The organism is Cystobacter fuscus, assembly GCF_002305875.1.
GTDB lineage: Bacteria > Myxococcota > Myxococcia > Myxococcales > Myxococcaceae > Cystobacter > Cystobacter fuscus_A.
The window spans coordinates 3387977-3414690 of record NZ_CP022098.1; the positions used below are offsets into that span (position 1 = coordinate 3387977).

The 26714-nt window shown below is 68.5% G+C and carries 24 protein-coding genes; 4 read left to right on the forward strand and 20 right to left on the reverse strand.

Annotated elements, in window-relative coordinates:
- Positions 1–19: 19 nt before the first annotated feature.
- From CYFUS_RS14045 to CYFUS_RS14065, 5 genes are all read right to left on the reverse strand, one after another.
- Positions 20–1240 carry a PEGA domain-containing protein gene (locus CYFUS_RS14045; protein WP_095985679.1) on the reverse strand — a complete coding sequence of 407 codons (1221 nt, stop codon included), beginning with the start codon at positions 1238–1240 and terminating at the stop codon, positions 20–22.
- Between the two features lie 24 nt (positions 1241–1264).
- On the reverse strand, positions 1265–2632 hold the full coding sequence (locus tag CYFUS_RS14050) for a PEGA domain-containing protein (protein ID WP_157758441.1): 1368 nt from the start codon (positions 2630–2632) through the stop codon (positions 1265–1267).
- 82 nt (positions 2633–2714) lie between these two features.
- Positions 2715–4655, reverse strand: a complete 1941-nt coding sequence (locus CYFUS_RS14055) for a DNA gyrase/topoisomerase IV subunit B (RefSeq protein ID WP_095985681.1) — start codon at positions 4653–4655, stop codon at positions 2715–2717.
- A gap of 12 nt (positions 4656–4667) precedes the next feature.
- Positions 4668–7064 carry a DNA gyrase/topoisomerase IV subunit A gene (locus tag CYFUS_RS14060; RefSeq protein ID WP_095985682.1) on the reverse strand — a complete coding sequence of 799 codons (2397 nt, stop codon included), beginning with the start codon at positions 7062–7064 and terminating at the stop codon, positions 4668–4670.
- 414 nt (positions 7065–7478) lie between these two features.
- On the reverse strand, positions 7479–8156 hold the full coding sequence (locus tag CYFUS_RS14065) for a hypothetical protein (protein WP_095985683.1): 678 nt from the start codon (positions 8154–8156) through the stop codon (positions 7479–7481).
- A 134-nt stretch (positions 8157–8290) separates the two neighbouring features.
- Here CYFUS_RS14065 and CYFUS_RS14070 point away from each other — a divergent pair, with 134 nt between their 5' ends.
- The 3 genes from CYFUS_RS14070 (at position 8291) to CYFUS_RS14080 (ending at position 11873) form a co-directional block, all read left to right on the forward strand.
- On the forward strand, positions 8291–8950 hold the full coding sequence (locus CYFUS_RS14070) for an MBL fold metallo-hydrolase (protein WP_198316574.1): 660 nt from the start codon (positions 8291–8293) through the stop codon (positions 8948–8950).
- An 80-nt stretch (positions 8951–9030) separates the two neighbouring features.
- Entirely contained in the window at positions 9031–11202 is a 2172-nt protein-coding gene (locus CYFUS_RS14075; protein ID WP_095985685.1) for a S46 family peptidase, read from the forward strand.
- 2 nt (positions 11203–11204) lie between these two features.
- Complete coding sequence (locus CYFUS_RS14080; protein ID WP_095985686.1) at positions 11205–11873, forward strand: hypothetical protein; 669 nt, start codon at positions 11205–11207, stop codon at positions 11871–11873.
- A gap of 25 nt (positions 11874–11898) precedes the next feature.
- Here CYFUS_RS14080 and CYFUS_RS14085 read toward each other — a convergent pair whose 3' ends face one another.
- The 3 genes from CYFUS_RS14085 to CYFUS_RS14095 form a co-directional block, all read right to left on the reverse strand.
- Entirely contained in the window at positions 11899–12408 is a 510-nt protein-coding gene (locus tag CYFUS_RS14085) for an RNA polymerase sigma factor (RefSeq protein ID WP_095985687.1), read from the reverse strand.
- Positions 12409–12554: 146 nt separating this feature from the next.
- Complete coding sequence (locus CYFUS_RS14090; RefSeq protein ID WP_095985688.1) at positions 12555–14189, reverse strand: sigma 54-interacting transcriptional regulator; 1635 nt, start codon at positions 14187–14189, stop codon at positions 12555–12557.
- Positions 14190–14332: 143 nt separating this feature from the next.
- A complete protein-coding gene (locus CYFUS_RS14095; RefSeq protein WP_095985689.1) occupies positions 14333–15601 on the reverse strand; it encodes an MFS transporter in 1269 nt (422 codons plus the stop codon).
- Between the two features lie 95 nt (positions 15602–15696).
- Between CYFUS_RS14095 and CYFUS_RS14100 the strand changes: the two genes are divergently transcribed.
- On the forward strand, positions 15697–16179 hold the full coding sequence (locus tag CYFUS_RS14100; RefSeq protein WP_095985690.1) for a MarR family winged helix-turn-helix transcriptional regulator: 483 nt from the start codon (positions 15697–15699) through the stop codon (positions 16177–16179).
- A gap of 29 nt (positions 16180–16208) precedes the next feature.
- Here the strand turns inward: CYFUS_RS14100 and CYFUS_RS14105 are convergent, their stop codons facing one another.
- From CYFUS_RS14105 to gspF, 12 genes are all read right to left on the reverse strand, one after another.
- Positions 16209–17342 (reverse strand): alpha/beta fold hydrolase, encoded by a 1134-nt coding sequence (locus CYFUS_RS14105; RefSeq protein ID WP_095985691.1) that lies wholly within the window; start codon positions 17340–17342, stop codon positions 16209–16211.
- 189 nt (positions 17343–17531) lie between these two features.
- Positions 17532–18512: a type II secretion system protein GspN gene (gene gspN / locus CYFUS_RS14110; protein WP_095985692.1), complete on the reverse strand. Its 981-nt coding sequence runs from the start codon at positions 18510–18512 to the stop codon at positions 17532–17534.
- A gap of 2 nt (positions 18513–18514) precedes the next feature.
- Positions 18515–19075, reverse strand: a complete 561-nt coding sequence (gene gspM / locus CYFUS_RS14115; protein ID WP_095985693.1) for a type II secretion system protein GspM — start codon at positions 19073–19075, stop codon at positions 18515–18517.
- 3 nt (positions 19076–19078) lie between these two features.
- Positions 19079–20662: a pilus assembly protein PilM gene (gene pilM, locus CYFUS_RS14120; protein WP_095985694.1), complete on the reverse strand. Its 1584-nt coding sequence runs from the start codon at positions 20660–20662 to the stop codon at positions 19079–19081.
- 2 nt (positions 20663–20664) lie between these two features.
- Positions 20665–22011, reverse strand: a complete 1347-nt coding sequence (locus tag CYFUS_RS14125) for a general secretion pathway protein GspK (protein WP_095985695.1) — start codon at positions 22009–22011, stop codon at positions 20665–20667.
- Positions 22012–22013: 2 nt separating this feature from the next.
- A complete protein-coding gene (locus CYFUS_RS14130) occupies positions 22014–22688 on the reverse strand; it encodes a PulJ/GspJ family protein (protein WP_095985696.1) in 675 nt (224 codons plus the stop codon).
- Positions 22685–23542, reverse strand: a complete 858-nt coding sequence (locus tag CYFUS_RS14135) for a prepilin-type N-terminal cleavage/methylation domain-containing protein (protein ID WP_095985697.1) — start codon at positions 23540–23542, stop codon at positions 22685–22687. Before CYFUS_RS14135 ends, CYFUS_RS14130 begins: the two co-directional genes overlap by 4 nt.
- Positions 23539–24261 carry a pilus assembly FimT family protein gene (locus CYFUS_RS14140; protein ID WP_095985698.1) on the reverse strand — a complete coding sequence of 241 codons (723 nt, stop codon included), beginning with the start codon at positions 24259–24261 and terminating at the stop codon, positions 23539–23541. Before CYFUS_RS14140 ends, CYFUS_RS14135 begins: the two co-directional genes overlap by 4 nt.
- Positions 24258–24749 carry a type II secretion system protein GspG gene (locus CYFUS_RS14145; RefSeq protein ID WP_095985699.1) on the reverse strand — a complete coding sequence of 164 codons (492 nt, stop codon included), beginning with the start codon at positions 24747–24749 and terminating at the stop codon, positions 24258–24260. The genes CYFUS_RS14140 and CYFUS_RS14145 overlap by 4 nt, the downstream gene beginning before the upstream one ends.
- Positions 24750–24765: 16 nt before the next feature.
- Positions 24766–25185 (reverse strand): type II secretion system major pseudopilin GspG, encoded by a 420-nt coding sequence (gene gspG, locus CYFUS_RS14150; RefSeq protein WP_071899931.1) that lies wholly within the window; start codon positions 25183–25185, stop codon positions 24766–24768.
- A 41-nt stretch (positions 25186–25226) separates the two neighbouring features.
- Positions 25227–25397, reverse strand: a complete 171-nt coding sequence (locus CYFUS_RS51715) for a hypothetical protein (protein ID WP_198316575.1) — start codon at positions 25395–25397, stop codon at positions 25227–25229.
- 14 nt (positions 25398–25411) lie between these two features.
- The gene (gspF, locus tag CYFUS_RS14155; RefSeq protein WP_095985700.1) at positions 25412–26668 is read right to left on the reverse strand and encodes a type II secretion system inner membrane protein GspF; all 1257 of its coding nucleotides are present in this window, start codon (positions 26666–26668) and stop codon (positions 25412–25414) included.
- Positions 26669–26714: the final 46 nt, after the last annotated feature.

Below are 26714 nucleotides of genomic sequence, written 5' to 3' on the forward strand. Positions count from 1 at the left end.
CCCACACAAGCGCCTTGGCTCACCAATCTTCGGTACCGTTCACTCCGTCCAGCGGATCGCCCCCCTTGGACTTCTTCTCCTGGGCGCGCCGCTTGCCGCCGCGATCCTCGCGGTTCCACTCGTCCATGCCGTGGGAGTTGTCCAGCGGATCCGACGACTTCACCACCTTCTCCGAGCCCCCCTCGGAGTTGTTCATCAGGTGATTGACGATGCGCGACAGCTCCGACTTGAGCTGGCCGAACTCATCGCCCTGCAGCACCACGCGCCGCACGCCGAGCCGCTTGCCGCTGCTCGTCTCGTACAACCCCAGCACCAGCTCGGTGGCGCCGTTCTCCTTCATGTCGCGCAGCGTGCCCACCAGGGCCCGCTCCAGTCCGAGCGCCTTGCCGAGCGAGGACACCGCCGGGCTGGCGCCCTTGTCCGCGCGCATCACCTCCGTGGCCACCGTGTCCATCCGGGCGTCGAAGGCCTTGTACTCCTCGGTGGGCTGCAGATCGGTGCTCGACTCGACGTCGTCCGGGCTCACCTCCAGCACCTGCCCGGCCACGCGGAAGCCCGGGCGCTCCAGGCGCAGCAGGTGCTTGCCCACCGCGAGCGTGGGCACCGTCATCGGCGTATAGCCCTGGAACTCGTTGTCGATGAAGACGCGCGCCCCGGCCGGACGCGACTTCACCGTCGCCGTGCCACGCAGCGCCGCGTTGATGCCCGTGGCCACCTGCAGCCGCAGCGCGATGAACTCCCGGTTGAAGCGCTTGGTGTTCAGCTCGAAGGTGGGGTGGAGCGCCAGCAGGTCCAACAGCGCGAGCTTCGCCTCCTCCACGTCGCCGCGCTGGTGCATCACCGCGGCGTAGAGCGCGATGGCGTCGCACAGGGGGGTGCACGAGGCCGTCATCGCCGCGGTGGCCGCCTGCAACTCCTTGAGCGTGGCGCGCAGCTTGCGCTCGGCGTCCTCGTAGTCCTTCTTCTCGAAGGCGGCGAGGCTCTCCTGATAGCCCTGCTGGCCCCGCTTGAGCGAGGCCTCCGCCTCTCCATCCCGCGGCAGGCCCAGGAACTGCTCGGACTTGCTCACGGTGTAGCCCTGGAACTGTCCCAGGGCCTCGTTCATGTAGCTCTCCATCTTCGGTCCACCCGCCTCGGCGGCGGAGTCCATCGGAATGAGGATGGAGGTGATGCGCCGGGGCGCACTGGGGGGGGCCGCCAGGGCGAGGGAGGGAAGCAGCAGGAGCGCCAGGATCTTCATGTGATGAACCTCTGAGAACGGGCGCTACCAGCCCGCGCCGAAATTGCCCAACCGCGCCCCGAGGGGCTTGCTCCCCTGGTTGGCCAGAACGATGCCAGCGGTGGTGGCCACGGCCACTCCGCCCACCGCCGCCCAGAACCAGGGCTTCTTCACCACCGCCACCACCTCGGGAGGAAGGGTCAGCCCCTTGGAGAACCTGCCGGTGACGAAGTCATTCACCTGGCTCACCACGCGCTGCTGCTCGGTGGCGGACCCGGGGTTCCACTTCACGCCGCGCAGGCGGTTCTTGCCCTGCACGTCCCAGGCATCCAGCGTGGCGCCCAGGACACCCGGCGCCGTGTGCTCCACCCGGGCGAGCACCACATAGCGCGCGCCAATCTTCTCTCCCAGCGCGACGAGCTCCGCGGGCGGCGCCCCGGCCGGAGGGGTGTCGAGCGTCTTGGACGTGGCCACCTGGGTGGCCTGCTCCCGGAACTCGCCCAGGCCCGGCACGGGCGTCAACGTGGGGCGCACCTCCGCGCGCTGTCCCGAGGCCACCTCCTGGAAGGTGCCGAAGGGCAGGTGGCCGGGGAGGGTGATGACCACCTGGTGCGGGCCCGGCGGCAGCTCCACGTCCTTGAGCGGCGTGGTGCCCAGGGACTCGCCGTGCACCGTCACCTGCGCGCCCTGGGGCACCGAGTCGATGGCGAGCGTGCCCCGGGCCTGGCTGGCCAGGGCCGTCTTCGCGGCGGTGAAGGCGTCGTCCACGTCCTGTCCGAAGAGCTCGGACTCGGGCTTGACGTTGGGCTCGGCCAGCATCGCCCGGGTGAAGAACGTCTGGGCCCCGGCGGTGTCTCCATCGAGCAGGCGCGAGGCACCCAGGAAGATGTAGACGCGCGCCAGGCGCTCCGGCTTCGTGTCCACCGGAAGCCGCTGGTAGTAGGAGGCCAGCGTGGTGAACTTCTTCGCCGCGCCCTCGGGATCCAGGTTGTCGTAGAGCCCCTTGCCCTCGTTGTAGAGGACCTCGCCGCGCTCGAGCGACAGGGGCGGGGGCGGGGGAAAGCGCTCCACGGGATTCAACAGGAAGACGTTGGCCTGTCCGACGAGCGCCTCGTTCAGCGACGCCTCGAGCCGGGAGGCGTCGAGGGCCTCGGCGGCGGTGGCGGGCACGGCCAGCACCACGGTCCTGCCGGCCCACGGCGTGGAGGGCAGCTCGGGCAGGGCGGGGGGCGCGGGCGGCGGCTGGGGCTGCGGCAGCGGCTCCTCGACGGGCGGAGGCGGCTGGACCGGCACCGCGGCGGGTTTCTTCTTCTTGGCCGCGGCCACGAGCACGCCGGGGGCCGCCTGGGGGGCACTGGGGATCGCGCCGAGCAGCAGCGCGAGCGACAGGGAAAGGGGGGTCTTCAATCGCACGGGGCCCGATGCTATCCGAGCCAGGGGCCCGGGCACCATGGCCCCGGCGGGGGCGCCCGGCCGGGGCGCCCGTCCCCCCCCGCTAGACGTCCAGCTCCTCGACCTCGTTGGCGCTCTCCATGATGAACTTGAAGCGCGCGCTGACGTCCCGGCCCATCAAGTCATTGATGACCTGATCGGTCAGGAGCGGGTTGTCGATGGTCACCCGCAGGCTCTGACGGTTCTTCGGGTCGAGCGTGGTCTCCTTCAGCTCGTCCGGCGTCATCTCGCCCAGACCCTTGAAGCGCATGACGCTGGGCTTGGCGTTGCCCTTGGTCTTCTCGCGGATGATGCGGTCGCGGTGCTCCTCGTCCAGCGCCCAGTACGTCTCCTTGCCGATGTCCACCCGGAACAGGGGCGGCTGGGCGAGGTAGACGTGGCCGCCCTCGATGAGCGGGCGCAGGTGCCGGTAGAAGAAGGTGAGCAGCAGCGTGGCGATGTGGTGGCCGTCGCTGTCGGCGTCCATGAGCAGGAAGACGCGGCCGTAGCGCAGCTTGGTGATGTCGAAGTCGTTGCCGATGCCACACCCCAGGGCGCTGACGATGTCCGTGAGCTCCCGGTTGCCCACCACCTTGTCGGTGGAGGCCTGCTCGGAGTTGAGCACCTTGCCGCGCAGCGGCAACACGGCCTGCGTCCTGCGATCCCGCCCCTGCTTGGCGCTCCCACCTGCGGAGTCACCTTCCACCAGGAACAGCTCGCTGCTTCCCGGCTCCGTGGCGGAGCAGTCCGCGAGCTTGCCAGGCAGGTTGAGCCGGTGGCTGACGGCCGTCTTGCGGCTGATGGCCTGTGACGCGGCGCGGCTGGCCTCGCGGGCGCGGGCGGCGAGCACGATGCGCGCCACCACCGCCTCGGCGATGGACTTGTTGTCGTTGAGCCACTTCTCCAGCGCGGGCCGGATGACGCCGTCCACCTGGGCCGAGGTCTCGGGGTTGTTGAGCCGCCCCTTGGTCTGCCCCTGGAACTGCGGCTCCACCACGTAGGTGGACAGGATGCACGTCATGCCCTCGCGGATGTCCTCCGCGGTGAGCGTGACGCCCTTGAAGGTCAGGTCGTGCGTCTCGATGTAGTTGCGCACCGCCTTCACCACCGCGCTGCGCAGCCCCGCCTCGTGCGTGCCGCCCAGGGGCGTGGGGATGCCGTTGACGTACGAGCGGATGTGCTCGTCCGTGGCCTCCGTCCACACCAGCGCCGCCTCCAGGCGCACCCCGTTGTCACGCGAGTGGTAGAAGTACGCCGTGCTGCCCGAGGGCACCACGGGCTTGCCGCGCTCGGCCACCACCTTGGTGAGGTACTCGGCGATGCCACCGTCGTGCTTGAACTCCTCCTTCACATGGGGCGTGGCCGTCTCGTCCTTCCAGACGACCGTCATGCCCTTGTGCAGGTAGCTCTTGGCCTCGAGCCGCTCGCGGATGAGCGCCGCGTCGAACTTGAGCTTCTCGCCGAAGATCTCCGGATCCGGCTCGAACGTCGTGGACGTGCCGGTGCCGCGCACGGCGCCGTCCGCCTTGAGGGGGCTGGTGGGCTTGCCCTTGCTGTACGTCTGCACGTGGCGCTTGCCGTCGCGCTTGATCTCCACCACGAGCTTGCGCGCCAGCGCGTTCACCACCGAGCTGCCCACTCCGTGCAGACCGCCCGAGTGGATGTAGTTGCCCTGCTCGAACTTGCCGCCCGCGTGCAGCGTGGTGAGGATGATCTCCACCGCGGGCTTCTTGAACTTGGGCATGATGTCGATGGGGATGCCGCGCCCATCGTCCACCACGGTGATCGTCCGGCCATCCTTGTGCAGCACCACCTCCACGGTGGACGCGTAGCCGTTGATGACCTCGTCCACCGAGTTGTCGAGGATCTCCCAGAGCAGGTGGTGATAGCCCGTGGAGTCGGTGCCGCCGATGTACATCGCGGGGCGCTTGCGCACCGGCTCCAGGCCCTCGAGGACCTGGATGTCCGCGCCCGTGTAGGTCGTCTTCTTGTTGCTCGTCGCCATGACTCTCTCCGGCTAATCCTTCTTGGGCTCGGGCAGCGGGACGAACAGAGGCGCGCGCAGCACCTCCTTCACCCCGTCCTTGCGGGACATCTCGTGGCCCTTGCCACCGCGGCCCGTCACTTCCGAACGGCCCGGGGTGAGCGCGAGCTTGCGGCCCTTCTGCGTCTCGAAGCCAATCCCCGCGTCCTTGTTGCCCGGGGGCGCCACGATGAAGTCCAACACCCGGTCTCCCGACTCCACCTTGATGACGCTCACGCCCTTGCCCGGACCGGCCAGCTCGTTGATCTCCGCCACCTTGCACACCAGCACGCTCGTGCGCTCGGTGAGCACGCCCACCAGATCCTTGTCCTCCACCGGCTGCACGCCGACGATCTCGTCGCCCTCGCCCGTCTTGGCGTAGCGGCGGCCGGCGCGCGTGGACACCTCCAGGTGCGGGGCGAGCGGGAAGCGCATGCCCTGGCCGTGCCGGGTGATGCCCAGGAGCTTCTCCGGGCGCCACAGCCGGCCGTCGAGCGACAGCGCGCCCACCACGCGCTCGCCGTCGTCGAACTTGAACAGCTTCTGCACCGGATCCCCGTAGCCCGTGGAGGCGGGCACGTCGTTGAAGCGCGTGACGTAGGCGGTGCCGAAGTTGGTGAACAGCACCAGGTTGGCCTTGAGGCTGCCGGCCAGCACCGCCATCACCGCGTCACCCTCGCGCAGACGCGTGGCGGACGGATCCTTCACCTCGCGCATGCGCTTGATCCACCCGTCCCGGGTGATGACGACGTGGGCGTCCTCGTCCGCGATGAGCGCCTCGGCGTCGAACACCATCTCCTCGGCGCCGCCGCGGCTCACCTTGGTGCGGCGCTTGCCCGAGGCATACGCGCCCTTCACCTCGGCCAGCTCGTCCTTCACCGTGCTCCACAGCCGCGTGTTGCTCTTGAGCAGCGCCTCCAGGTTCTTGATCTGCGCGCGCTTCTCCTTGAGCTCGTTCTGCACCACGAGGATTTCGAGGCGCGCGAGCTTGTAGAGCTTCATCTCCAGGATGGCGTCCACCTGGAGCTCGTCGATCTTGAAGCGCGCCATGAGCTTCCTGGCCGCGTCCTGCTTGCCCTCGGACTGGCGGATGATGCGGATCATCTCGTCCAGGGCGTCGTAGACCTTCTCGAAGCCCTCGAGGATGTGCACGCGCTTCTTCAGCTCGTCGAGCTGGTACTGCAGCCGCCGCTTGACGACCTCGAGGCGGAAGTCGAGGAAGTACTGGAGGATCTCCTTGAGCCCCAGCCGCCGGGGAGTGCCCACGTCCGGGTTCTCCGGGTTGGGCACGAGGCAGGTGAGGTTGACGTTGAAGTTCGTCTGCAGCGGGGTGTTCTTGTAGAGGTAGGCCATCACCAGCTCGGCGCTGGCCTCCTTCTTGAGCTCCAGGACGATGCGCACGTCCTTGGTGGACTCGTCGCGCACGTCCACCACGAGCGGCAGCTTCCGGTCGCGGACGATCTCCCCCATCTTCGCCACGAGCGTGGACTTGTTCACCGCGTAGGGGATGGAGGTGATGATGATCTGCTGACCCCCGCGCTTCATGTCCTCCAGGGCGTATTCGCCGCGCAGACGCACGCTGCCCTGGCCCGTCTCGTAGATGTCCTGCAGTTCCTTCTGGGAGTTGAGGATCTCCCCTCCGGTGGGGAAGTCCGGCCCCTTGACCCACTTGAGCAGCTGCTTGGTGGTGAGGGAGTTGTCCTCCACGAGCGCCATGAGCGCGTCGCACAGCTCGCCCAGGTGGTGGGGCGGGATGTTGGTGGCCATGCCCACGGCGATGCCCGTGGTGCCATTCATGAGCAGGTGCGGCACGCGCGCGGGCAGCACGATGGGCTCGGTGCGGGTGCCGTCGTAGTTGGGGCGGAAGTCGACCGTCTTCTGCCCCAGCTCCTCGAGCAGCTCGCCGGAGAGCTTCTCCAGGCGGCACTCGGTGTAGCGGTAGGCCGCGGCGGCGTCGCCGTCGAGCGAGCCGAAGTTGCCGTGGCCGTCCACCAGCGGGTAGCGCAGGGAGAAGTCCTGCGCCATGCGCACGAGCGCCTCGTAGATGGAGGCGTCGCCGTGCGGGTGGTAGGGGCCCATGATGGCGCCGACGACCTGCGCGCACTTCTTGTACTTGGCGTCGTGCGACAGGTTCAGGTCGTTCCACATGCCGTACAGGATGCGGCGCTGCACGGGCTTGAGGCCGTCACGCACGTCGGGCAGGGCGCGCGAGGTGATGACGGACAAGGCGTAGTTGAGGTAGCGGCGACGCGCCTCGTCGGCGAGCGCGGCGGGCATGGAGCCATCGCCCCCACTGCCTCCCGAGCCCGCGGCGGCTCCGCTTCCGCCGCCGCCCGAGGCTCCCTGCTTCTTGCGCGTCTTGTTGTCCGCTGCTGTTGCGAGCGTGCTCATGTGTTCAGGCCAGGACTGGTGGTATCCCTCTAGAACGCGGGGCGCGGCTCACGCACTCCGGGTGCCGGGACGAGTGAAGATGAGCCGGCGGGACTACCACGGCCCATCATGAAAAGGAACAAATTCGAGGGGTTGCGAAGCCTCGGGGGTGGGATTCCTATACTTCCGTTCAGTGTTCGGGGCCACGAAAAGCCACGGGGGAGGGCTCCTCGGGTCATCTCATGAGACTGGCCTGCCTGGGGAGGGGCCGGGGTTTTTCGCCGGACCGGTTCGCCCAGGCAGGGGGCCCTCGAAGGGGAGGGCCAACCTCGATCCGGCGACCATGGGCGGATACTGCACCGGGGGGCTGACATGACCCGTGGAGTTCGCTTGCCCGCTGGGGAGCCCCGGCCGCCAGGACGCGGAGCGGCCGTGCTACCTGGGCTCGGTGTGGGGCTCGGGCGAGACGCGCGTGCCCCCCTGGGGCGCCTGGCCCCAGCTTCCGCGGCGGAAGATCATCACCTTGCCCTGGCTCGAGCCACCGGCCATGCCGGCGAGCGAGGCCTGGACCGCCTTGTCGCCGGGGGGATGGTAGACGATGCGGGCCTTGCGGCCCGAGGGCAGGTCGCCGCTCGCGTCGATGAGCAGGAAGACCGTGTTGCCCTCGACGTGGATGCGGTCGGGATCCTTGCGGTGATCCAGCTCGGCGATGAGCTCCCCCTCGTCCACGGTCCGCGCCTCGTTCGACAGGTGCCGCACCTTCACGCGCAGGTAGCTGTCCCCACTCGCGCCGGAGAGATCCCTCGCGCCCTGGATGATGATGGCCAGGTCCGCGCCGTTCTCGGCCTGCTTGCCCTCGAGCTTCAGGCCCGAGCTGGTCGTGGCATCCGTATCGAGCAGCAGGGTGGAGTTGGCGCAGCGCGTGCCGCACTCCGCGCCGAAGGGGGGCTTGTTGAAGGTCAACCGCAGCGCGAAATCGTTGCCCTGGGGGCCCACGACGGCCTCGGTGATCACGGGGCGCTCATCCCCCGGCAGGGGCGTGTAGCGGAAGGTCACGCGGTCCTTGGCCCCAGCGCTCATGGAGAACAGGGCGAGGGCCAGGGTCGGCAGCATTCGTCTCAAGGGATGACCTCCTCGGGGTCGTCACGGGGGGGGCACATTCAAATGCGAACGGGTGTTGCGTCTCAAGAGCGACCTCCCGCCTTCGCATGGGGCATAAATGCGATCCGGACACCTGGAGGATGCCAATGCACGCGCTGTACACGCGCCAGTTGAAGCTCGGAGCCATGGACAACTTCGTCTACCTCGTGGGGCCGAAGGACTCCGACGAGGTGCTGGTGGTGGATGCCGCCTGGGACGTGCCCGCCATCGAGAAGGCCCTCGAGCAAGATGGCAAGCGTCTGGTGGGCGCCTTCGTGTCTCACTGTCATGGTGATCACACCAACGGCCTGCCGGAGCTGCTCTCGCGCCATGACGTGCCGGTGTACGCCCAGCGCGAGGAGGTGGACTTCTCCGCGGATCTGCGCGGCCTGGCGCCGGGCGCGCTGCGGCCGCTGGATCCGGGCGCGGAGCTGGTCGTCGGGGGGAGGACCTTCCAGGCGCTGCACACCCCGGGACATACGCCGGGCTCGCACTGCCTGCTCGCCCAGGACGCGCTGGTGTCGGGGGACACCGTCTTCATCAACGGCTGTGGCCGGTGCGACCTGCGCGGCGGCGATCCCGAGGCCATGTACCGCTCGCTGTCCCAGGTGCTCTCCAAGGTGCCGGACACCACCCGGCTGCTTCCCGGGCACGACTACGCGAACGTGCCGGTGGCGTCCCTTGGCGAGGTGCGTCAGCACAACCCCTACTTCGCCTTCCCCGACGTGGCTTCCTTCGTGGCCTACCGGATGCGCCCCCGGCGGTGAGCCAGGGGGCCCCTCACTCCTCGTGGGAGAGGGCCGAAACGATCGCCAGCGGGCGGAAGAAGCGATAGGGAGAGCACCCCATGAAGAAGGCGCTCCTGTTCCTATCGCTCCTGTCCGCTCCGGCCCTGGCTGGAGAGGGCAAGTGGACCCCCCAGCAGGTTCTTCAACTCGACGCGGCCGCGCTCAAGAAGCAGGGCCTTCAGCTCTCCCCCCAGAAGCTGTGGGATCCCAAGCGGGGCACCGGCCTGCTGGCGGGCACGGTGAACGTGGGCGGGTGCTCGGGGGCCTTCATCTCCGAGGCGGGTCTGGTCATCACCAACCACCACTGCGCCTTCTCCATCATCCAGGAGCACAGCACGCCCCAGCGCGATCTGCTCACCCAGGGCTTCCTGGCCCGGACGCGCGAGGAAGAACTGCCGGGCAAGGGCGCGCGCATCCAGGTGCCCCGGGCCTTCACGGACGTGACGAAGCAGATGCTCGAGGCGGTGCCCGCCGGGGCGGACGATCTCGCGCGGCAGAAGGCGCTGGAGCGCAAGGAGAAGGAGCTGGTCGCCGAGTGCGAGAAGCGCCCCGCCACGCGCTGCAAGGTGGCCCGCTTCGAGGGCGGACTGCAATTCACCCTGCTCGACTCGGTGGAGTTGGCGGACGTGCGCCTGGTGTACGCGCCCCCGCGCTCGGTGGGCGAGTATGGCGGCGAGGAGGACAACTGGATGTGGCCGCGCCACACCGGGGACTTCTCCATCCTGCGCGCCTATGTGGCCCCGGATGGCTCGGCGGCGCAGTTCAGCGCCCAGAACGTGCCCTACAAGGCGGAGTTCTTCTTCCCACTGGCCCCCGAGGGCGTGAAGCCCGACGACTTCGTGATGGTGCTGGGCTACCCGGGCATCACCTTCCGCGCCATGCTCGCCGACGAGATGGCCGATCGCCAGTCGCGCTACTACCCGCGCGTCATCGACGTGTACGGCGAGCTCATCCGCATTCTCGAGGAGCAGGGCGAGAAGGATCCCGCGGGGAAGATCGCCGTGGCCTCCAACCTCAAGAGCCTCCACAACCGCTACAAGAACGCGGGGGGACAGCTCGCGGGGCTCAAGCGGGGCCACCTCGTGGAGAAGCAGCGCGAGGCCGAGGCGGCGGTGGTGGCGTGGGCGAGCACGCGCAAGGAGTGGGCCGCGGCGCTCCAGGCGCGCACGGAGCTGCTGGCCCTGCGCGACGAGGACGCGAAGACCTTCGAGCGCAACTTCCTGCTCGATGCCCTCCGAGGCGCGACCAAGGGCCCGGGCCTCGCGGCGATGCTGGTGCGCATGGCGCAGGAGCGGGTGAAGCCGGACCTCGAGCGCGAGCCCGAATTCATGGAGCGCGAGCTGCCCCGGCAGAAGGACCGGCTGGAGCGCGAGCAGAAGAACTTCTTCCCTCCGGCGGACAAGCGCGTGGTGCTCGCGCTGGTGCGGCGGGCGCAGGCGCTGGGCGGGGGCGAGCGCATCGCGGCGATCGACAAGGCCTTCGGCCACACGTTCTCGGAGAAGGACGCGTCCGCGAAGGTCGATGCCCTGTACGCGGGCTCGAAGGTGATGGACCTGGCCGAGCGGCAGAAGATGGCGGGCGAGAGCGAGGCCCAGCTCCGGGCGCGCAAGGATCCCCTGCTGGAGCTGGGCTTCGACCTGGCGGCCGAGCTGGTGGCGTTGGATGACCTGCGCGACCGGCGCGAGGGCTCGGGCGTGCGGTTGATGCCCCAGTGGCGCCGGGCGGTGCTGGCCCACGCGGGCAAGCCGGTGGCTCCGGACGCCAATGGCACGCTCCGGGTGACGTTCGCCAAGGTGAAGGGCTATGCGCCGCGCGACGGCGCCTTCTACCTGCCGCAGACCACGCTCGCGGGCGTCCTGGAGAAGAACACCGGCGAGGAGCCCTTCGACGCCCCCTCGAAGGTCGTGGCGGCGGCCGAGGCCCGGAAGTACGGCCCGTGGCTCGATCCCCGGCTCAAGGACGTGCCGGTGAACTTCCTGGCGGACGCGGACACCACCGGAGGCAACTCGGGCAGCCCCACCGTCAACGGCAAGGGCCAGCTCGTGGGCGTCAACTTCGACCGCGTGTGGGAGAACGTGTCCAATGACTTCGGCTATAATCCCGACGTGGCGCGCAACGTGAACGTGGACGTGCGCTACGTGCTGTGGCTGTTGGATCAAGTCGAGGACGCGGACGCCCTGTTGCGCGAGCTGGGCGTGCGCAAGGGCGCCCAGGCGCAGGAGCGTCGCTGATCATGTCGGATGGCACCGGGAGCGTTCTGCCCGCCCTTCCAGTCTTCGGACCGGAGGAGAAGGTGTGCGGCAACTGCAAGCTGTGGGCGGCGCACTCGGTGGATCACCGCGGCTGGGTGGGCGTATGCCGGTTGCAGTCCGAGCGTGGGCTGTTCCCGCCCTCGGCGCCCCTGTGCAACAAGTTCCTGCCGCGTGGCGTGGCCACCCAGGCGGCCGTCGCGGAGACGGCCCGGCGCCAGCGCGCGGTGCGCAACGTGGCTCCGATTGTGCGCCGGCGCGAGCACTCGCCGGATGACGTGGTGGACCTGGAAGGGCTGGAGCTGAACATGACGCGCGCGGAGTTGATGGAGCTGATCCGGGAAGCGGTGGGCGACAGTGGAGATGCTCCGCTGGCCAGCAAGTGGGAGGGCGGCACCCTGAAGCTCGTGCCCGGCAAGGCGGAGCTGCAAGGCCGCGACATCCCCATCGATACCTTCTTCCACAAGATCGTCATGGTGCGCGACAAGCTCCGGGTGATGGAGCAGAAGCTCAACTCCCACCCGAAGCTGTCGGACGCCGAGAAGGTGGAGATGCAGAGCCACATCACTCGCATCTACGGCTCGCTCACGAGCTTCAACCTCCTCTTCCGCGACAAGGACGATCAGTTCGTCGGGGCGAAGTCGGAGGACTGAGTCTCCTCTGCCTCCGCTCCTCGCTTCAGGGCTTCTGGCCGCGCTCTTCCAGCTCGGCCTGGGCCCGCTGGCGGCCCCGGTGCAGGGCGCTCTTCACCGTGCCCTCGGGGATGCGCAGCAGGGTGGCGATCTCCGGGTAGCTGTAGCCGCGCATCTCCCGCAGCCACAGCACCTGACGCTGCTGCTCGCTCACGTGACGCAGGGCCTGCTCGAAGTGGCGCTGCATCTCGGTGCCCACCGCGCTCGCCTCGGGCGAGACGGATTCCTCGGGCTCGTGCCGCAACCGCTCGCGGCGCCGCCGGGCTCGCAGCCAGTTGATGCTGCTGTTCACCATCACCCGGTGCAACCACGTGCTCGACGACGCGCGGCCATCGAAGCCGCTCGGACGCTGGGCCAGGCGTGCGAAGACATCCTGGACCACGTCTTCCGCGTCATCCGCATCCCCCACAATGCGGCGCGCGATGGCCAGGGCCCGTGTACGGTACTGTCGGTACAACTCGGTGAATGACGGAAAAGGGAGGACCGCTACATCCATGGTGTTGCCTCCTCGGCACCCTCATCGAGTGCCTGGAGGGTTGCAACGGATGGGCCGCGAGAAGGATCTAATCGCTTTTTCCGCGACAGCTCAGAATAGATGCCTCTCCCTTCTGGAGGAAGGAAATCCGTACTATCTGGAATTTTCTACGATTCCGGGTCTTCTTCCTGTCGGGTCAGGCCCCATTCCTTGAGGCGCTTGAAGAGGGTGGAGCGGGCCACGCCCAGCTCGCGCGCCACGCGCTCGCGGTTGTTGTTGTAGCGGCGCAGGGCGGCCTCGACGATCTGCCGCTCCAGCTTGAGCAGCATCTGCTCGAGCGTCATGCCGGGAGGCAGCTCGGGCACGGCGATGCCCGTCTCGCGATTCACCTCCTGGTCGAAGGTGATGTCGCTCGGCTCGATGTTGGCGCCCATGCGCAGCAACAGGCCCCGGTGCACCACGTTGCGCAGCTCGCGGATGTTGCCCGGCCAGGCGTGCTGCTGGAGCCGATCGATGGCCGTCTGGGACAGGCGCACCGTCTGCCCCCGCGGCGAGTACATGCGCAGGAAGTGCTCGGCCAAGGGGAGGATGTCGCCGCGCCGGCTGCGCAGGGGTGGCAGGTGCAGGGGCACCACGCACAGGCGGTAGTAGAGATCCTCGCGGAAGCGGCCCTCGCGCACGGACGACAGCAGATCCCGGTTGGTGGCGGCCACCACGCGCACGTCCACGTTGACGGGGCGGCTGGCGCCCACGCGCTTGATCTCCCCGTTCTCCAGCGCGCGCAGCAGCTTGGCCTGCAGGTCCAGCGGCAGCTCACCAATCTCGTCCAGGAAGAGGGTTCCGCCGTCGGCCTCCTCGAAGGCGCCCTTGCGCGCGTTGGTGGCGCCGGTGAACGAGCCCTTCTCGTGGCCGAACAGCTCGCTCTCGATGAGCTCCTTGGAGATGGCCGCGCAGTTGACGGGGATGAAGGCCTTGTCGGAGCGCTGGGAGCACTCGTGGAGGGCCCGGGCCACCAGCTCCTTGCCGGTGCCGGACTCGCCGAGGATGGCCACCGCGGCGGACGAGGGCGCCACCCGTTGGATGAGCTCCACGAGCTGCTTCACGGACGCGTCGTTGCCGATGAGTCCATGGAAGGACTGCTCGCGACGGGCCGCGGTGACGGGCTCGAGCGTGAGCTCCGTCTGTCCCAGACGCAGCGTGGTGGGCAGGCCCACCTGTACCTCGAAGACGCGCACCGGGCCCAGCCAGGTCCCATTGGTGGAGTTGGTATCCACTACCTGGAAGAGACCGTCCCGGCGCACCACCTTGAGGTGGCGGCCGGAGATGAAGGAATCCTGCACCACCAGGTCACACGAGGCATCCTTGCCCACGGTGAAGCTGTCGCCCTGGAGCTTGTGGACGGTCTCGTTGATCCCCTGCTTGATGCGTACCTGGGCGGGCTGCCAGCGCGACACGGAGTCCCTGGCTTGAAGCTCCGTGCGCGAACCCACCTCGGTGGGCCCCTCGGACTCGCTGCTGCCGTGGAGCCGGAACACGGCGCGCCACTGGCCCAGCGAGATGTCCGCCCCATCCGCCAACTCCCCGCGGGTCAATGAGGCGCCACCCACCTGGGTCCCCTTGCCCGACAGGTCCTCCAGGGTGCACCGCGTCCCATCGAAGACGAGCGCCGCCTGCTGACGGCTCACCTCTGGATCGGGAATGACGACATCACTCTTGTCGCCACGACCGAGCACCATGCGCTCGCGTCCCAGTCCAACCCGCAAAACCTCCTCGCCCCGACGAAAGAACACCAACTCCGGCATGGCAGCCCTCGCTGACAAATCGAGCGCCCCTCCTATCCCGTGAAGCAGGGGGCTCGCAACTGGAGAAGGCCATTTTTGAGGTAGACCCGAGCAGGCCGACTCCAAGAGTCAGTTTCCGGGGGCGAGCGTGCTGCCATCTCCGCTCATGCGGGCTCCGCGGCCACGGGTGCACGAGGCGAGCCGCGGCCGATGCGCAGAACGAGCAGGGAGGCGGCCATGCAGATGACGCCGGCAACCACCCAGGCCGGCGTGTACGTCGCCAGGCTCGTGCGAATCACGCCGGCGCTCAGGGCTCCGGCCCCGGCGCCCACCTGATGCGCGGCGACGATCCAGCCGAAGGCGATGGGTCCGTCCGCGGGCCCCAGGGTCTGGGTCGTGAGACGGACGGTCGGCGGCACCGTGGCGATCCAATCCAGGCCATAGAAGATCGCGAACACGGGAAGTCCCAGGAACGACATCCCGAACGCCGCGGGCAGGTAGAGCAGCGCGAGTCCTCTCAAGCCGTAGTACCAGAAGAGCAGCCACCGGTTGTCATAGCGGTCCGACAGCCATCCGCTCGTGGTCGTGCCCACGAGATCGAAGACTCCCATCACCGCCAGCAGTCCGGCGGCGCGCACCTCGGGAATCCCGTGGTCCATGCACGCGGGCACCAGGTGCGTCCCCACCAGTCCATTCGTCGTCGCCCCACAGATGAAGAAGCTCCCCGCGAGCAGCCAGAAGTCACCGCGCCTGGAGGCGCGGCCCAGGGTGGCGAGTGCGTTCACCAGGGGATTCGTGGTGGGGGCCGCCTGCTCTTCCACGCCGGGCTCGGCGCCGTAGGGCCGCAGTCCCACATCCGAGGGGCGGTCTCGCACGACGAGCGCCACGAGCGGTACCACCAGCGCGACGACGGCGGCGATGCCGAGCGAGACGAGGCGCCATCCGTGGCGCTCGACCATGGCCGCGAGGATGGGCAGGAAGATGAGTTGACCCGTCGCCGTGCTGGCGGTGAGCATCCCCATGACGAGCCCGCGACGGGCCACGAACCAGCGGTGCACGACCGTCGCGCCGAGCACCATGGCGGTCGTCCCCGTCCCCAGCCCCACGAGCACTCCCCAGAACGCGAAGAGCTGCCATGGCGTGTTCATCAGGTTCGTCAGCGCCACCCCCACCGCGATGATGACGAGCGAGACGATCACCGTCCGGCGAATGCCAAAGCGTTGCATGATCGCGGCGGCGAAGGGACCGACGAGCCCGTAGAGCACGAGGTTGAGGGACACGGCCCCGGAGACGAGCGTCCGGCTCCAGCCGAACTCCCGCTCGAGCGGGACGATGAACACGCTCGGGGTCGCGCGCACTCCGGCCGCGCACAGCAAGACGACGAACACGGCGGCGGCAACCAGCCAGGCATGGTGCAACTTGCGCGGGCTCATGTGCATTCCTCCTCGGGTCGCGCGTCGCGGCGCGTCCTCACGTTCCGCATGAAACGGCTGTTGCGAGTGGCTACACTCCGACGTGGAGCGCCAACATGCCCTTCGATGAAGAGTCCACCCAGACACCGTGCAATTGCCTGGCGCTGAGGCAGGCGTCCCGTCACGTCACCCAGTTCTACGATCAGGCGCTCGCGCCGAGTGGCATTCGAACGACGCAGTACTCGATCCTCAACCGCGTGTACACGCAGGGGCCGCGGACGGTGAAGGAACTCGCCGAGCAGCTCTTCATGGATCCCTCGACGCTCACGCACAACCTCCGGCCGCTGCTCAAGGAGGGGTTCGTCGAGCTTCAGGTGGGCACGGATCGCCGCAGGCGTGTCATCGCCCTGACGCCGCGAGGCGAAGCCGTCCGCGAGAAGGCCCGGGCTCTCTGGCTTCGGGCCCAGGTCCGGTTCGAGCAGGAGTTCGGTGACACCCAGGCCGCCACCTTGCGCGAGATGATGTCCGCCGTCGTTCGCACACACCTGGGCGATGGGGTGGGCACCACCGGGAAGGCCGCCGCGAAACGCCGCCGGTAGGCCGTCACCTGGCGGGTGGGGCGCGGTCTTCATTCGGGCGCTTCCTCGACGTATGCCAGGAAGGACGCGACCTGCTCCGCCCACAGTTCGGGGTGGGCCTGCGTGAAGTGTCCGAACGAGTGCTCATGGCCTTCCTGGATGACGAAGCGGCCCCGTTTCACGCGGGGCATCAAGCGCTCCAGGGTGTGCAGCGCCACGGGATTGAACTCGTCATCCGAGAAGTTGAGCGCGAAGACCTTGGCCTGGATCTCTCCGAGCGCGGGTTCCGGGTCGTAGTCCGCCGATGACTCGAGGGCGTACAGGATGTCATTGGCATCGGTCCGGGCCGCCTGGGTCCTGGCCTCTCGGATGAAGGCGTCGGCCGCGGCACCATCCGGAATCGTGGCCTGGAGATGCGGCACTCCATCCAGGAGCATGCGAAAGACCGGGAACGCTTCCCGCCAGCCTCTCGGCGACGCCGCGTAGTCGCCGCCCTTCCAGTCGGGATCTCCGCGGATCTGCTGCGTGACGAAGCGGCGCCACAGCAGGTTGCGGCCGGAGAGCCGCGTCGGGAGCGACACGATGGGCATCAAGGCCTCGACGGCCTCGGGGTACAGCTCGCCCCACATCCAGGCGTTCATTCCGCCCATGGAGACGCCGATGATGGCGTGAAGCCTCTCGATGCCGAGTGTCTCCGTGACGACCCGGTGCTGGAGGTCCACCATGTCCCGATAGCCGTAGGCGGGAAACCGGGCGCGTGCGCCGTCACTCGGCTTGCTCGAGCGCCCGTGCCCGATGCTGTCGGGGAAGATCAGGAAGTACTTCGTCGCGTCGAGCGGCTTGCCGGGAGCGAACAGCTCTTCGACGAAGGGCTTGCCGCGCAGCACCTCGCCGCTCGAACCGGTCCAGTGCAGGAGCAGCACCGCGTTCGTCACCCGGCCCGTCGCGTCGCGTCGCGGAGTCCCCGCGGTGGCGTAGTGGATACGCACCTCCGGCAGCACCGTCCCATCACTGAATCGGTAGTGGGTGAACGTCGCGTCCCCCTCCTGCGTCGCGAGTTCCGAGACCGTGCTGAACGGGGCCGCCGTGGAGAGCCCGTCCCCGGTGGCCTTCCCCGGCGGGCGTGTGGCGGCGCACCCCGCCAGGAGAACGAGAAGAGGGAGCGAGAGGGAAAAAAGACGCATGCCCCTCATGTTACCTGCATATGCAGGTATTTCAAGCCAACGCACGGGCGTCCACCGGGCCGTGAGGGCTCGGAGGGGACAACTCGTGCGTGGGGGGCTTGTCAGGGGGTGGGGGGAAGCGGGCACCGCGAGGCGTCGAGCACCTGGGCGGCGGCACGGGGACTCGGCGAGCGTCCCCCCGGAGGTGAACTAGCGCAGCTGCTGGCGGGCCGGGCCGAAGGTGGGCCGGTTGAGGAAGCCCGACAGGTGCGCCACGCGGAACTTCGGGTTGGTCTTGTCCGCGGGCAGGATGGTCAGGCCCGCGCCGATCAGCCCCAGCCGCTTGACGAACTCCGGCTCGGCGCCGAGCTTGATCTCCATGTCGGGCTGGCTCACGTCCAGCCGCTGGCCGAGCTTCAGCGTCCCCGAGCCCTGGACCTCGAGGTCCTCGCTCTTGCTCTGCAGGGCCTCCACGGTGCCCAGGCCCTTCTCGATGCGGATGCGCGCGTCGATGTCACCCAGGGCGATGCGCGGCAGGTCCATGGGCGTGGGCGTGCCGTACATGGGCACGGTGACGTTGCCGCCCTGGATGATGAGCCCGCGCGAGTCCAGCGACAGCTGGCCATTGGCCTGGCTCAGGTCCGGCTGTCCCCGGGTCTTCGGCAGGGTGAGGTCGAGCGAGCCATTGAGCTTGCCCACCAGATCCAAGCCGCTGAAGCCCTTGAGGTTGCCTCCCGAGGGATCCAGGTCCGACAGCTTCACCGCCACCTTCACGTCGCTCAATCCACCCACGCTGCCGCTGGCGCTGCCACCCAGCAGGCTGGCGCGGAAGGCCACCCCGAGCGGGAACAGCGCCGGCCGCACCGCCACCGAGTCGATGGTCAGCGGCTCGCCGAGCTCCTCGGGGCCAGGCAGCATGCCCGAGTTGCTCTCCAACATGCTGTGCAGCTCGGGCGTCATGCCGTTGGGCACCTTGCTCAGGCGCACCTGGGTGGCCGTCAGCCCGAAGAGCCCGGGTCGCAGCGAGCCGATGCGCAGCGCATACCCCGCGTCCGCCGCCGTGCCCACGGCGCGCGCGCGCAAGGTGTCATAGGGGAAGGTGAGCAGCAGGCACAGCACGAAGGCCACGAGCGAGAACGCCCCGTAGCCCAGCACCAGCTTCCAGCGTGCGATCTTGGTCTCGGTTGCCATGGTTATTGCGGCTTCAGCTTGTAGGTGGCGACGGTCGTCCACGCCGTCAGGGTTTCGGTGGCGTCGTGGGGCTCCAGGCGCAGGTTCTTCACCTTCACCACGCCCGGTCCGCGCTCCACCGCCATCAGGAAGTCATGCAGCTTCTGGATGTCCACGTCGGTGAACGTCAGCTCCACCGAGCTCTCGACGATCTGCCCGTCACCCAGGGCCACGTCGTTCTTGGGCGTCATGTTCGGCACGGTCAGCCCCGAGAGCGTGGCCTTCTCCTCCACGTAGCTCATCAGGCGCACGTCGCCGCCGGTGAGCTGCTGCTCCATGGCCTGGCGCTCCTGGGCGGCCTCGCGGTAGCTGGCCGCGAGCACCTGCACCTCGCGCAGCTTCTCCAGCTTCTGGTCCGTGCGCTTGCGGTAGCTGTTGGCCGTGTTGGAGAAGGAGAAGAAGATGAGGAACACCACGAAGGCCGCCACCGCGCCGCCCGTGGCCATCACCATGCGGCGCTCGCGGGTGCTCAGCCGCTCGAACCAGACGCGGGCGTCGTTGAGGAGTGTCTTGAGCTGTTCCATGTCCTAGCCCTCTCTCGCCTGGAGCTGCTCGGCGCACTGCACCTGGATGTCCAGGCGGAAGGAGACCTTGTTGCCCTCGCGGGTCTTCTCCACCTTGCCCTCCTTCACTTCCTTGAAGCAGCGGTGGCCCCGGAGCGCGGCGGCGATGGTGTCGATCTGCTTGGAGCTGTCCGTCACGCCGCGCACGCTGATGCGCTCCAGGTCGATGTCGATGCGGTCGAACGTCACCGCCACGTCCGCCGGCACCCGCTGCGTCAGCTCCGCCAGCAGGTTCACCGCCGACAGCTTCGGCAGCGCCGCGGCGGGGCTCTCCACGCCCTTGAGCCGGTTGAGCGCGATGTCGTAGTTCTTCTCGCACGAGCCGAGGATGCGCTGGGTGACGTCACACAGCACCTTGTCCACCTGCGCCTCGCGCCGCGCCAGCACCGAGTTGCGCACCACGCCGCTGGCGATGAGCAGCAGCAGCAGGGTGACGCCAAACGAGGCCAAAAGGCCCATCTTGTCCTTCAGGTAGTCGTAGTCGCCCTTGAAGGCGAACTCGCCCCGGCGCAGGTTGAAGCGCGGGGCCTTGGCGCCCGAGGCCTGGCCCCGCAGCGCCAGCGAGTAGGCCTGCGCCGCCAGCGGCTGAGCCCCGGGGGGCACGGCGGCCGCGGCCTCCTGGGGCAGCGTCACCACCTTGGCGGGAATGCCCAGATCCCGCGTCAACTGCTCGGCGATCCCGGGGATGCGCGCCGTGCCTCCGCAGACCAGCACCGCCGTCACCTGCCGGCGCGTGCGCGCGGTGAAGGACTTGAAGGACGGACGCAGCTCGCGCAGCACCGGCTGCAGGCCGCGCACGAACGCCGCCGCGGCCCGCTCCCCGTCCGGCCCCTGTGCCTGGGCCGCGCTCGCCAGCGCCCCGTGCGTCTCCTTCCAGTGGTGGGCCTCCTGCAGCGGCGTCTGGAACTCGGCGGCCAGCGCGCGGCTGAGGTTCAACCCGCCTCCGGAGAAGGTGCGCGCGAACTCCACGCCCATCCCGGGCCGGCCAATGGCCAGCGTCGTGCGCTCGTGGCCGATGTCCACGATGGCCACCGTCTCCTCGTCCACGCCCTGCTGCAAGAGCATGTTCTGGTAGGTGATGCCCGGGTGCGTCACCACCCGCGGATCCACCCCCACCTCGTTGAGCAGCCCCATGAGCGTGGCCAGCTCCTCGCGGCGCACCACGCCCACCAGCAGCTCGCTCCCCTTGTCCTTCACCTGCGTGGCGATCTGGTAGTCGTAGATGGCCTCGCCCAGATCGAACGGAATCTGGCTCTCCACCTCGAAGGGGATGGTGGCCTCGATGCGCTTGGGATCGGTGAAGGGCAGGGAGAGCTGGTGGGTGGCCAGGGTGGGGCCGGGCAGTGCCACCACCACCTGGTCGGGGTGGCTCAGCTCCTGGTGCTCGAGCAGCGCGCGCAGCGCCTGACGCAGCGTCTCCTGACGGTCACCCTCCGCGGCGCGGCGCACCTCGACGAAGGCCTTCACGGCCGCGCCCCGTGTGCTCGTATCCAACAGCAGCCCCTTCACCGCGTGGCTGCCCAGGTCCAGACCCAGAATCCGGGCCATGTCTATTCCTCTCTCCAGTAGACGAGCTTGCCCAGCCCGTCGTCGAGCCGGATGACGGCGGTCAGGGTCTTCTGGACCGAGCCTGCCTCACCCACGGACTTGATGCTGAACGTCGTCGTCTTGTCACTCAGGAAGCGGTTGCCCGCCACGTTCGCCTTGATGTTCGGATTGACGGCGATGCCCGCGGCCTCGATGGCGGTCACGAAGTCCGCCACGCCCATGCCGAAGAAGCTGAAGGCCCGCGCCGCGCGGATGCGCGAGATGAGCTCCTGCACGAACACCGGATCCTTCAAGCGGGGATCCGGCCGCGCCGGGTCCGCCGCCGACAGGATGGCCATGTGCATCATCAGCGGATCATCCGTGTTGACGTTGGGCTTGGCATTCATGTCCGGGTACACCGTGAGCCGATCCCGGAACGCGGCCATGAAGCGGTCGTTCACGCCATGCACCCGGTACAGCTCGTCCAGGCTGTCGAAGCGCGAGTTCTTCGGCTCGTAGCGCGGCTCGTAGCGGCTGTAGGGCGAGCCCTCGTCGGAGAAGCCATCGGCGAAGGGGCCCGAGGCCGAAACGAGATCCAGCGCGGACTGCGTCTTGTTGTCGTCCATCCAGTCGCGGATGGCGATGACCACGTCCTGCGGACTGACGCGCACGCGGTTGGCGTCCTCGCGCGAGAACAGGAACTCGAAGCGCTTGTCGCTGAGCATGTCCAACAGGCGCATCGCCGTGGGCATGGCATCTCCCTGGCCCGCGTTGAGGCGCAAGAGGTTGAGCTTCTCCTCCTCGTCCTGGATGGTGGACAGGAAGCAGCCGCTGAAGCTGCCGAAGGAGCGCCGCGCGCCCGTGACGGCCAGCTCGGCGGCGCCTTCTCCCTCCTCGTCCTCGTGGAGCGTGGGGGCGGGGGCCTTCTCTTCCTCCTCGGCGCCCTCACCGCCACTGGCCACCATGCCCTTGAGCATGTGGCAGTCCACGCGCGCCAGCTTCCACAGCTGGATGTTGAGCGAGGACGCGGGCTGCTGCCCTCCGGGCGGCGTGCCTCCTCCGGTGATGCTGCTGAGGATGCCGCCGATGTTGGGGATGGGCGTCTGGTCCACCTGCTTCTGGAAGCGCAACAACAGACGCGACAGCGCCACGCCCGAGCGGGCCATGTACAGCGCCTGCACCTCGTCGCGCTGGTTGGTGGCGAGCTGCAGGTCCACGCGCGTGTTGTAGGCGAACTCCGTGGCCACCACGGTGAGCAGGGTGATGGACACCACCGCGATGATGAGCGCCACGCCCCGCTCCCGTCGCGAGGACCGGGCGGAGCGGCGGGCCGCCGTCCGCTCGCCGTTGCTGTTCTGGGGGGTCGTCATCGTCAGAACCTGGGGAGTTCCGTGTTGAGCATCACACGGGTCTGGGTGGAGTAGCGGACTTCCTTGCCGTTCTCGTCGAGCGCCACCAGGGTGATGCGCACGCGCGTGGGGAGGATGGACTTCTTCTCCGTGCGCCGGGTGTCCCACTCGTCCTCCCACTCCTTGCGCTCCGAGTCCCAATATTCGAACTCCACCTTCTTGGCTCCCTCGAAGAGCACGTCCGTGGTGCCGCCGCGATCCATCCGGTCCCCGATGTTCGGGTTCTCCCGCCGCATCAGATCCATGCGGCCGTTGGCCCCGCGCTCCGTGGACGTCTGCAGCGAGTACTCCACCACGGCCTGGTCCGACTCCTTGGCGTCCGTGTACAGCCGCTGGTGCGCGAAGGTGGTGAAGGTCAGCGAGTCCGACTCGCCGATGAAGTTGGTGGGCCGGTCGTTCTGGTCCCGGAAGCGCGAGCCGTCGTAGCGGTCGCTCACGTACGCCGAGCCGATCTCCCGCGCCATGCGGTTCATCGCCGCGCGCAGCATGCGGTAGTGGTCCGCTTCCGTCTCCACCACTTCCTTGGCGTGGAAGCCCGTCTGGAAGGCCATGCTCACCATCGCGCCCATCAGCGCGGTGATGGCCACGGCGATCATGATCTCCAGCAGCGTGAAGCCCCGTCGGGAAGCCCTTCTCATCGCGTCCTCCCTTGCAACTGGCCGCCGCCCGGCACGATTCCTCCCGCGCCTGGCTGACCCCCGCCCCGGCCACCCGAGCGCGACAGGAAGTCGGTGCGCCGCATGAGCGGCTGGCCGTTGGCCGGGTTGATCATCTGCCCGTTGGGGCCGGGAGCCGCGTTCTGCACGATGAAGCCCGTGGCCGGGTCCACCCACTGCTCGGACATCCCGGGAGGCTGCGTGCCGTTGTTGGGCTGGAAGCCGCCATTGCGGTCCGAGCCCGGCCCCAGCGACACCATGTGCGTGACGAGATCCAGGCTCTCCACCTGCGTGCCCTCGCGCCAGTACACCGTGAGGTGCAGCTCGCGCACCGTCTGGGTGATCTGCTGCACCATCTGCGTGAACATGGGCTGGGCCATGCCCATCGCCGCGCCCGCCATCGGGTTGGCCGTCGTCTGGGAGCTGCTCGAGCCGTCCTTGCCCGTGCCCCCGCCGCCGAACATGGAGGCCAGGCCGCTCAGGTCCCCGCCCTCGCCGATGGGCAGGTTGAAGATGGCGCCGATGAGCTGCTCGGGCGACACCCCCTCCGTCTGCGGGGCGATGATCTTCGCCCGCCACTTGAAGCCCTCCCACCCCTCCGCGGAGAAGTCGCCCGACTCCTCCTGATCGTCGTTGGAGAAGCCCTCGTCGTAGAGCTTCTGCTCCAGGTCCGTCATCTTCGAGCGGGCCAGGAGCGTGGCCACGGTGAGCTTCTTGGCGTAGGCGTGGTTGGCCACCGCGCCGGAGTTGATGTCGAAGATGGCCATGAGCGCGAGCGCCAGGATGGCGAGCGCCACCACCGTCTCCAACAGGGTGAAGCCACGTGTGCGTCTCATGACCGGGGAACCTCCAGCGCCTCGCCCACGATGTTGACCTTGCCCGTCAGCGGAGAGATGGCGAGCGTCCACACGTTCTCTCCCTGGCGCACGTACACCTGGGCCTTCTCCGTGAAGCCCTGGGGAAAGAAGTAGAGGTAGGCCAGGCCCTTGTCCGCGGGCTCGCGCTGGTGGCGCGTCCACACGGACACGTTCACCCCCGCGGGCAACTGCCGGGGAGAAATCTCCTCGCCGGTGAACTCGGAGAAGCGCGCGGCGTTCTCCACCCGGTCCTGCTCCTGGGCCATCAGCTCGTCCAGGCCGGGCTCGTCGTCGTCGCCCCGGGTGAAGTTGCGGCGCGGATCGTTCCGGGGCCGGCCCTTCTTCGCGTCCTCGCGGGCGGTGTCGTCCTCGCGCAGCTGCGTGTCGCGGTCGCGCGCGGTGGTCACGTTGCCCGCGGCGCACTCGGCGCGGTAGCGCGACACGCCTTCCTCGGTCTTCGGATCCGCCAGCTCGAAGACGAGCCGGCACGTCTTGCCGGTGAGCGCGGCGGTGTCGTACAGCGAGCGGATGACACCGGCCAGCTCGCTCGCGGACGCCTTGGCCTTGGCGCCGGTGATGGCGCCCACGGACACGGTGACGGCGGCGAAGAGCACCGCGGCGATCCCCAGCGCGATGGACATCTCGATGAGCGTCAGCCCGCGCTCGCGGGTCCGGCGCACGGCCCGCGCGCTGTTCATCGCGCTTCCTCCTGGGCGGCCTGCCGTTGCTGCTCCTCGGTGCCCACCATGGCGTTGTCGAGCACCCCGCCACTGATGAGGTCCGCCGCGTCTCCGCTCCCGCCCGCCACCCCGTCCGAGCCGTAGGACATGATGTAGCCGTTGCCCTTCTCGCTCATCCGGTACTGGTACGCATTGCCCCAGGGATCCTGGGGAATCTCCTTGATGAGCCCCACCTGCAGGAGCGGATAGAAGTTCTCCGCCTGCGAGGGGAAGCGCCCGGTGATGCGGTGGAAGGACTTGAAGTAGCCCTCCAGCCCGCGGATCTCCGCGCGCGCCTGACGCTGCAGGGGGGTGAGCGTCTTGTCGAAGGTGAGGCTGGCGATGGCGAAGGCCCCCGCCGAGCCCGCGACGATGACGCCCGCGACGATGAGCCGCCCCGTGCGCGTCGGGCGTGCGGCGGTCGGCTCGGCGAGGCGCGGGGTAGTGGTGGCGTGCTCGGTGGTCATGGGCGTCTTGTCCTTGCTACTTCTGGGCCGTGGCGTCGCGCGAGGAGATGTCCGCGTCGGGACCCTCTCCCCCCTGCGTGCCGTCGGCGCCGTAGGAGATGAGGACGGGCTTGCCGCCCTCGTTCATGTACACGTACTCGTGGCCCCACGGGTCCAGGGGGATCTTGTCCAGGTTCTGCGTCTCCACCAGGGCGCGCAGGCCGGTGCCCGTGTCGGGGTACTTGCCCTTCTTCGTGTAGTAGAGCTTGAGCGCGCTCTGGATGTTCTTGATGTCCAGCCGGGCCGTGTCCTGCTTGGCCTCCTCGAGCTTGGGAATCACGGACACACCCACCGCGGCCATGATGAGCCCGAGGATGGTGATCACCACCATGATCTCGATGAGGGTCATGCCGCGGCGGCGGCGCTGCTGCTGTCGCTTCGTCTTCGTGTCGCTCATGTCCATCCTCTCGTGACTTTTCGGCAATTGCCCCGGGGGGTTCAACGCCGTGTTCCTGTCAAAATGTCCTGGGTCCGGCTGCCGGCGTCCGGCGGGCCGGCCTTGGAGGGAGCGGCATACAACAAGGCCCCCACCGTGAGCAGCGCCGCCGTGAGGGCGAGCAGCGCCGCGAGCGTGACGCGCTGGATCCACCGGTCGAGCGTGTCGTTCATCGCGAGAACCTCCGTCACCGGATGGCCGAGTTCACCTGGAGAATCGGCATCAGGACCGAGAAGGCCACGAATGCAATCATCACGCCCATGAACACCGTGAGCAGGGGCTCGAGCATGGAGGTGAGGGCGCCGATGCGCACGTTGACCTGGTTCTCGTAGTTGTCCGCGACGGACAGGAGCATGTCCTCGAGCTGGCCGGATTTCTCGCCAATCGACACCATGTGGTAGACGAGCGGCGGGAACTCGCCCGAGCGCTTGAGGGGCGTGGCGATGCTCTCGCCCTCGCGGATGGCATCGCGCGCCTTCTCCACCACGTCGGCCAGCACCGAGTTGGTGATGACCGCCTTGGTGATGTCCATGGCGGTGAGCAGGGGCACGCCGCTCTTGAGCAGGGTGGCGAGCGTGCGCGCGAAGCGGGAGATGGCCAGCAGCCGCAGCAGCCCCCCGAAGATGGGGGCCTTGAGCGCGTAGCGGTCCCACACCGGCTTGCCCTTGGGGCTGCGGAAGTAGGACGTCAGGCCGAAGATGATGGCGAAGAGCGTGGGGAAGATGATGAACCACCAGTCCTGCAGCATGGTGCTCGTCCAGATGAGCAGGCGCGTGGTCCAGGGCAGGGTGGCCTTCATGGTGGTGAAGATCTTCGTCACCTTGGGGATGACCACCACCATGAGCAGGGTGAGGATGCCCACGCCCACCAGCACCATGATGGCCGGGTAGGTCATGGTGCCGACGATCTTCTGCTGCAGCTTGGACTGGCTCTCGGTGAAGTCGGCCAGGCGCATGAGCACCTTGTCGAGCGCGCCCGAGTGCTCGCCGGCGCGGATCATGTTCACGTAGAGCGAGCCGAACACCTTCTGGTGCGTGGCGAGCGCGTCGGCGAGCGAGGAGCCCTCGTTCACCCGGCTCTTCACCTCGGAGAGGATGAGCTTGAGCCGCTCCTTCTCCACCTGATCCACCAGCGCGGTGAGCGCCTCCACCAGGGTGACGCCCGCGCCCAGCAGGGTCGCGAGCTGGCGCGTGGTGATGGCGATGTCATCGGTGCTGATGCGGCCGCGCGCCAGCTTGCCGAAGTTCACCTCGCGGTCGGCCTGGGCCGCGTTGGCGCCCTTGCGCACCGCGGCCCGGTTGCCGTCGGCCTGGCCGATGACCTCGGTGAGGAACTTGTTGTCCTTGCGCAGCTGCGAGCGCAGGGTCTTGGCAGAGTCCGCTTCCAACATCCCGCGGATGGATTTTCCGGCCGAATCGAGGGCCTTGTACTCGAACACTGGCATGGTGGCTCACTCGGTGGGGCCGCGCGCCCCACCGGGGGCCGCGGCG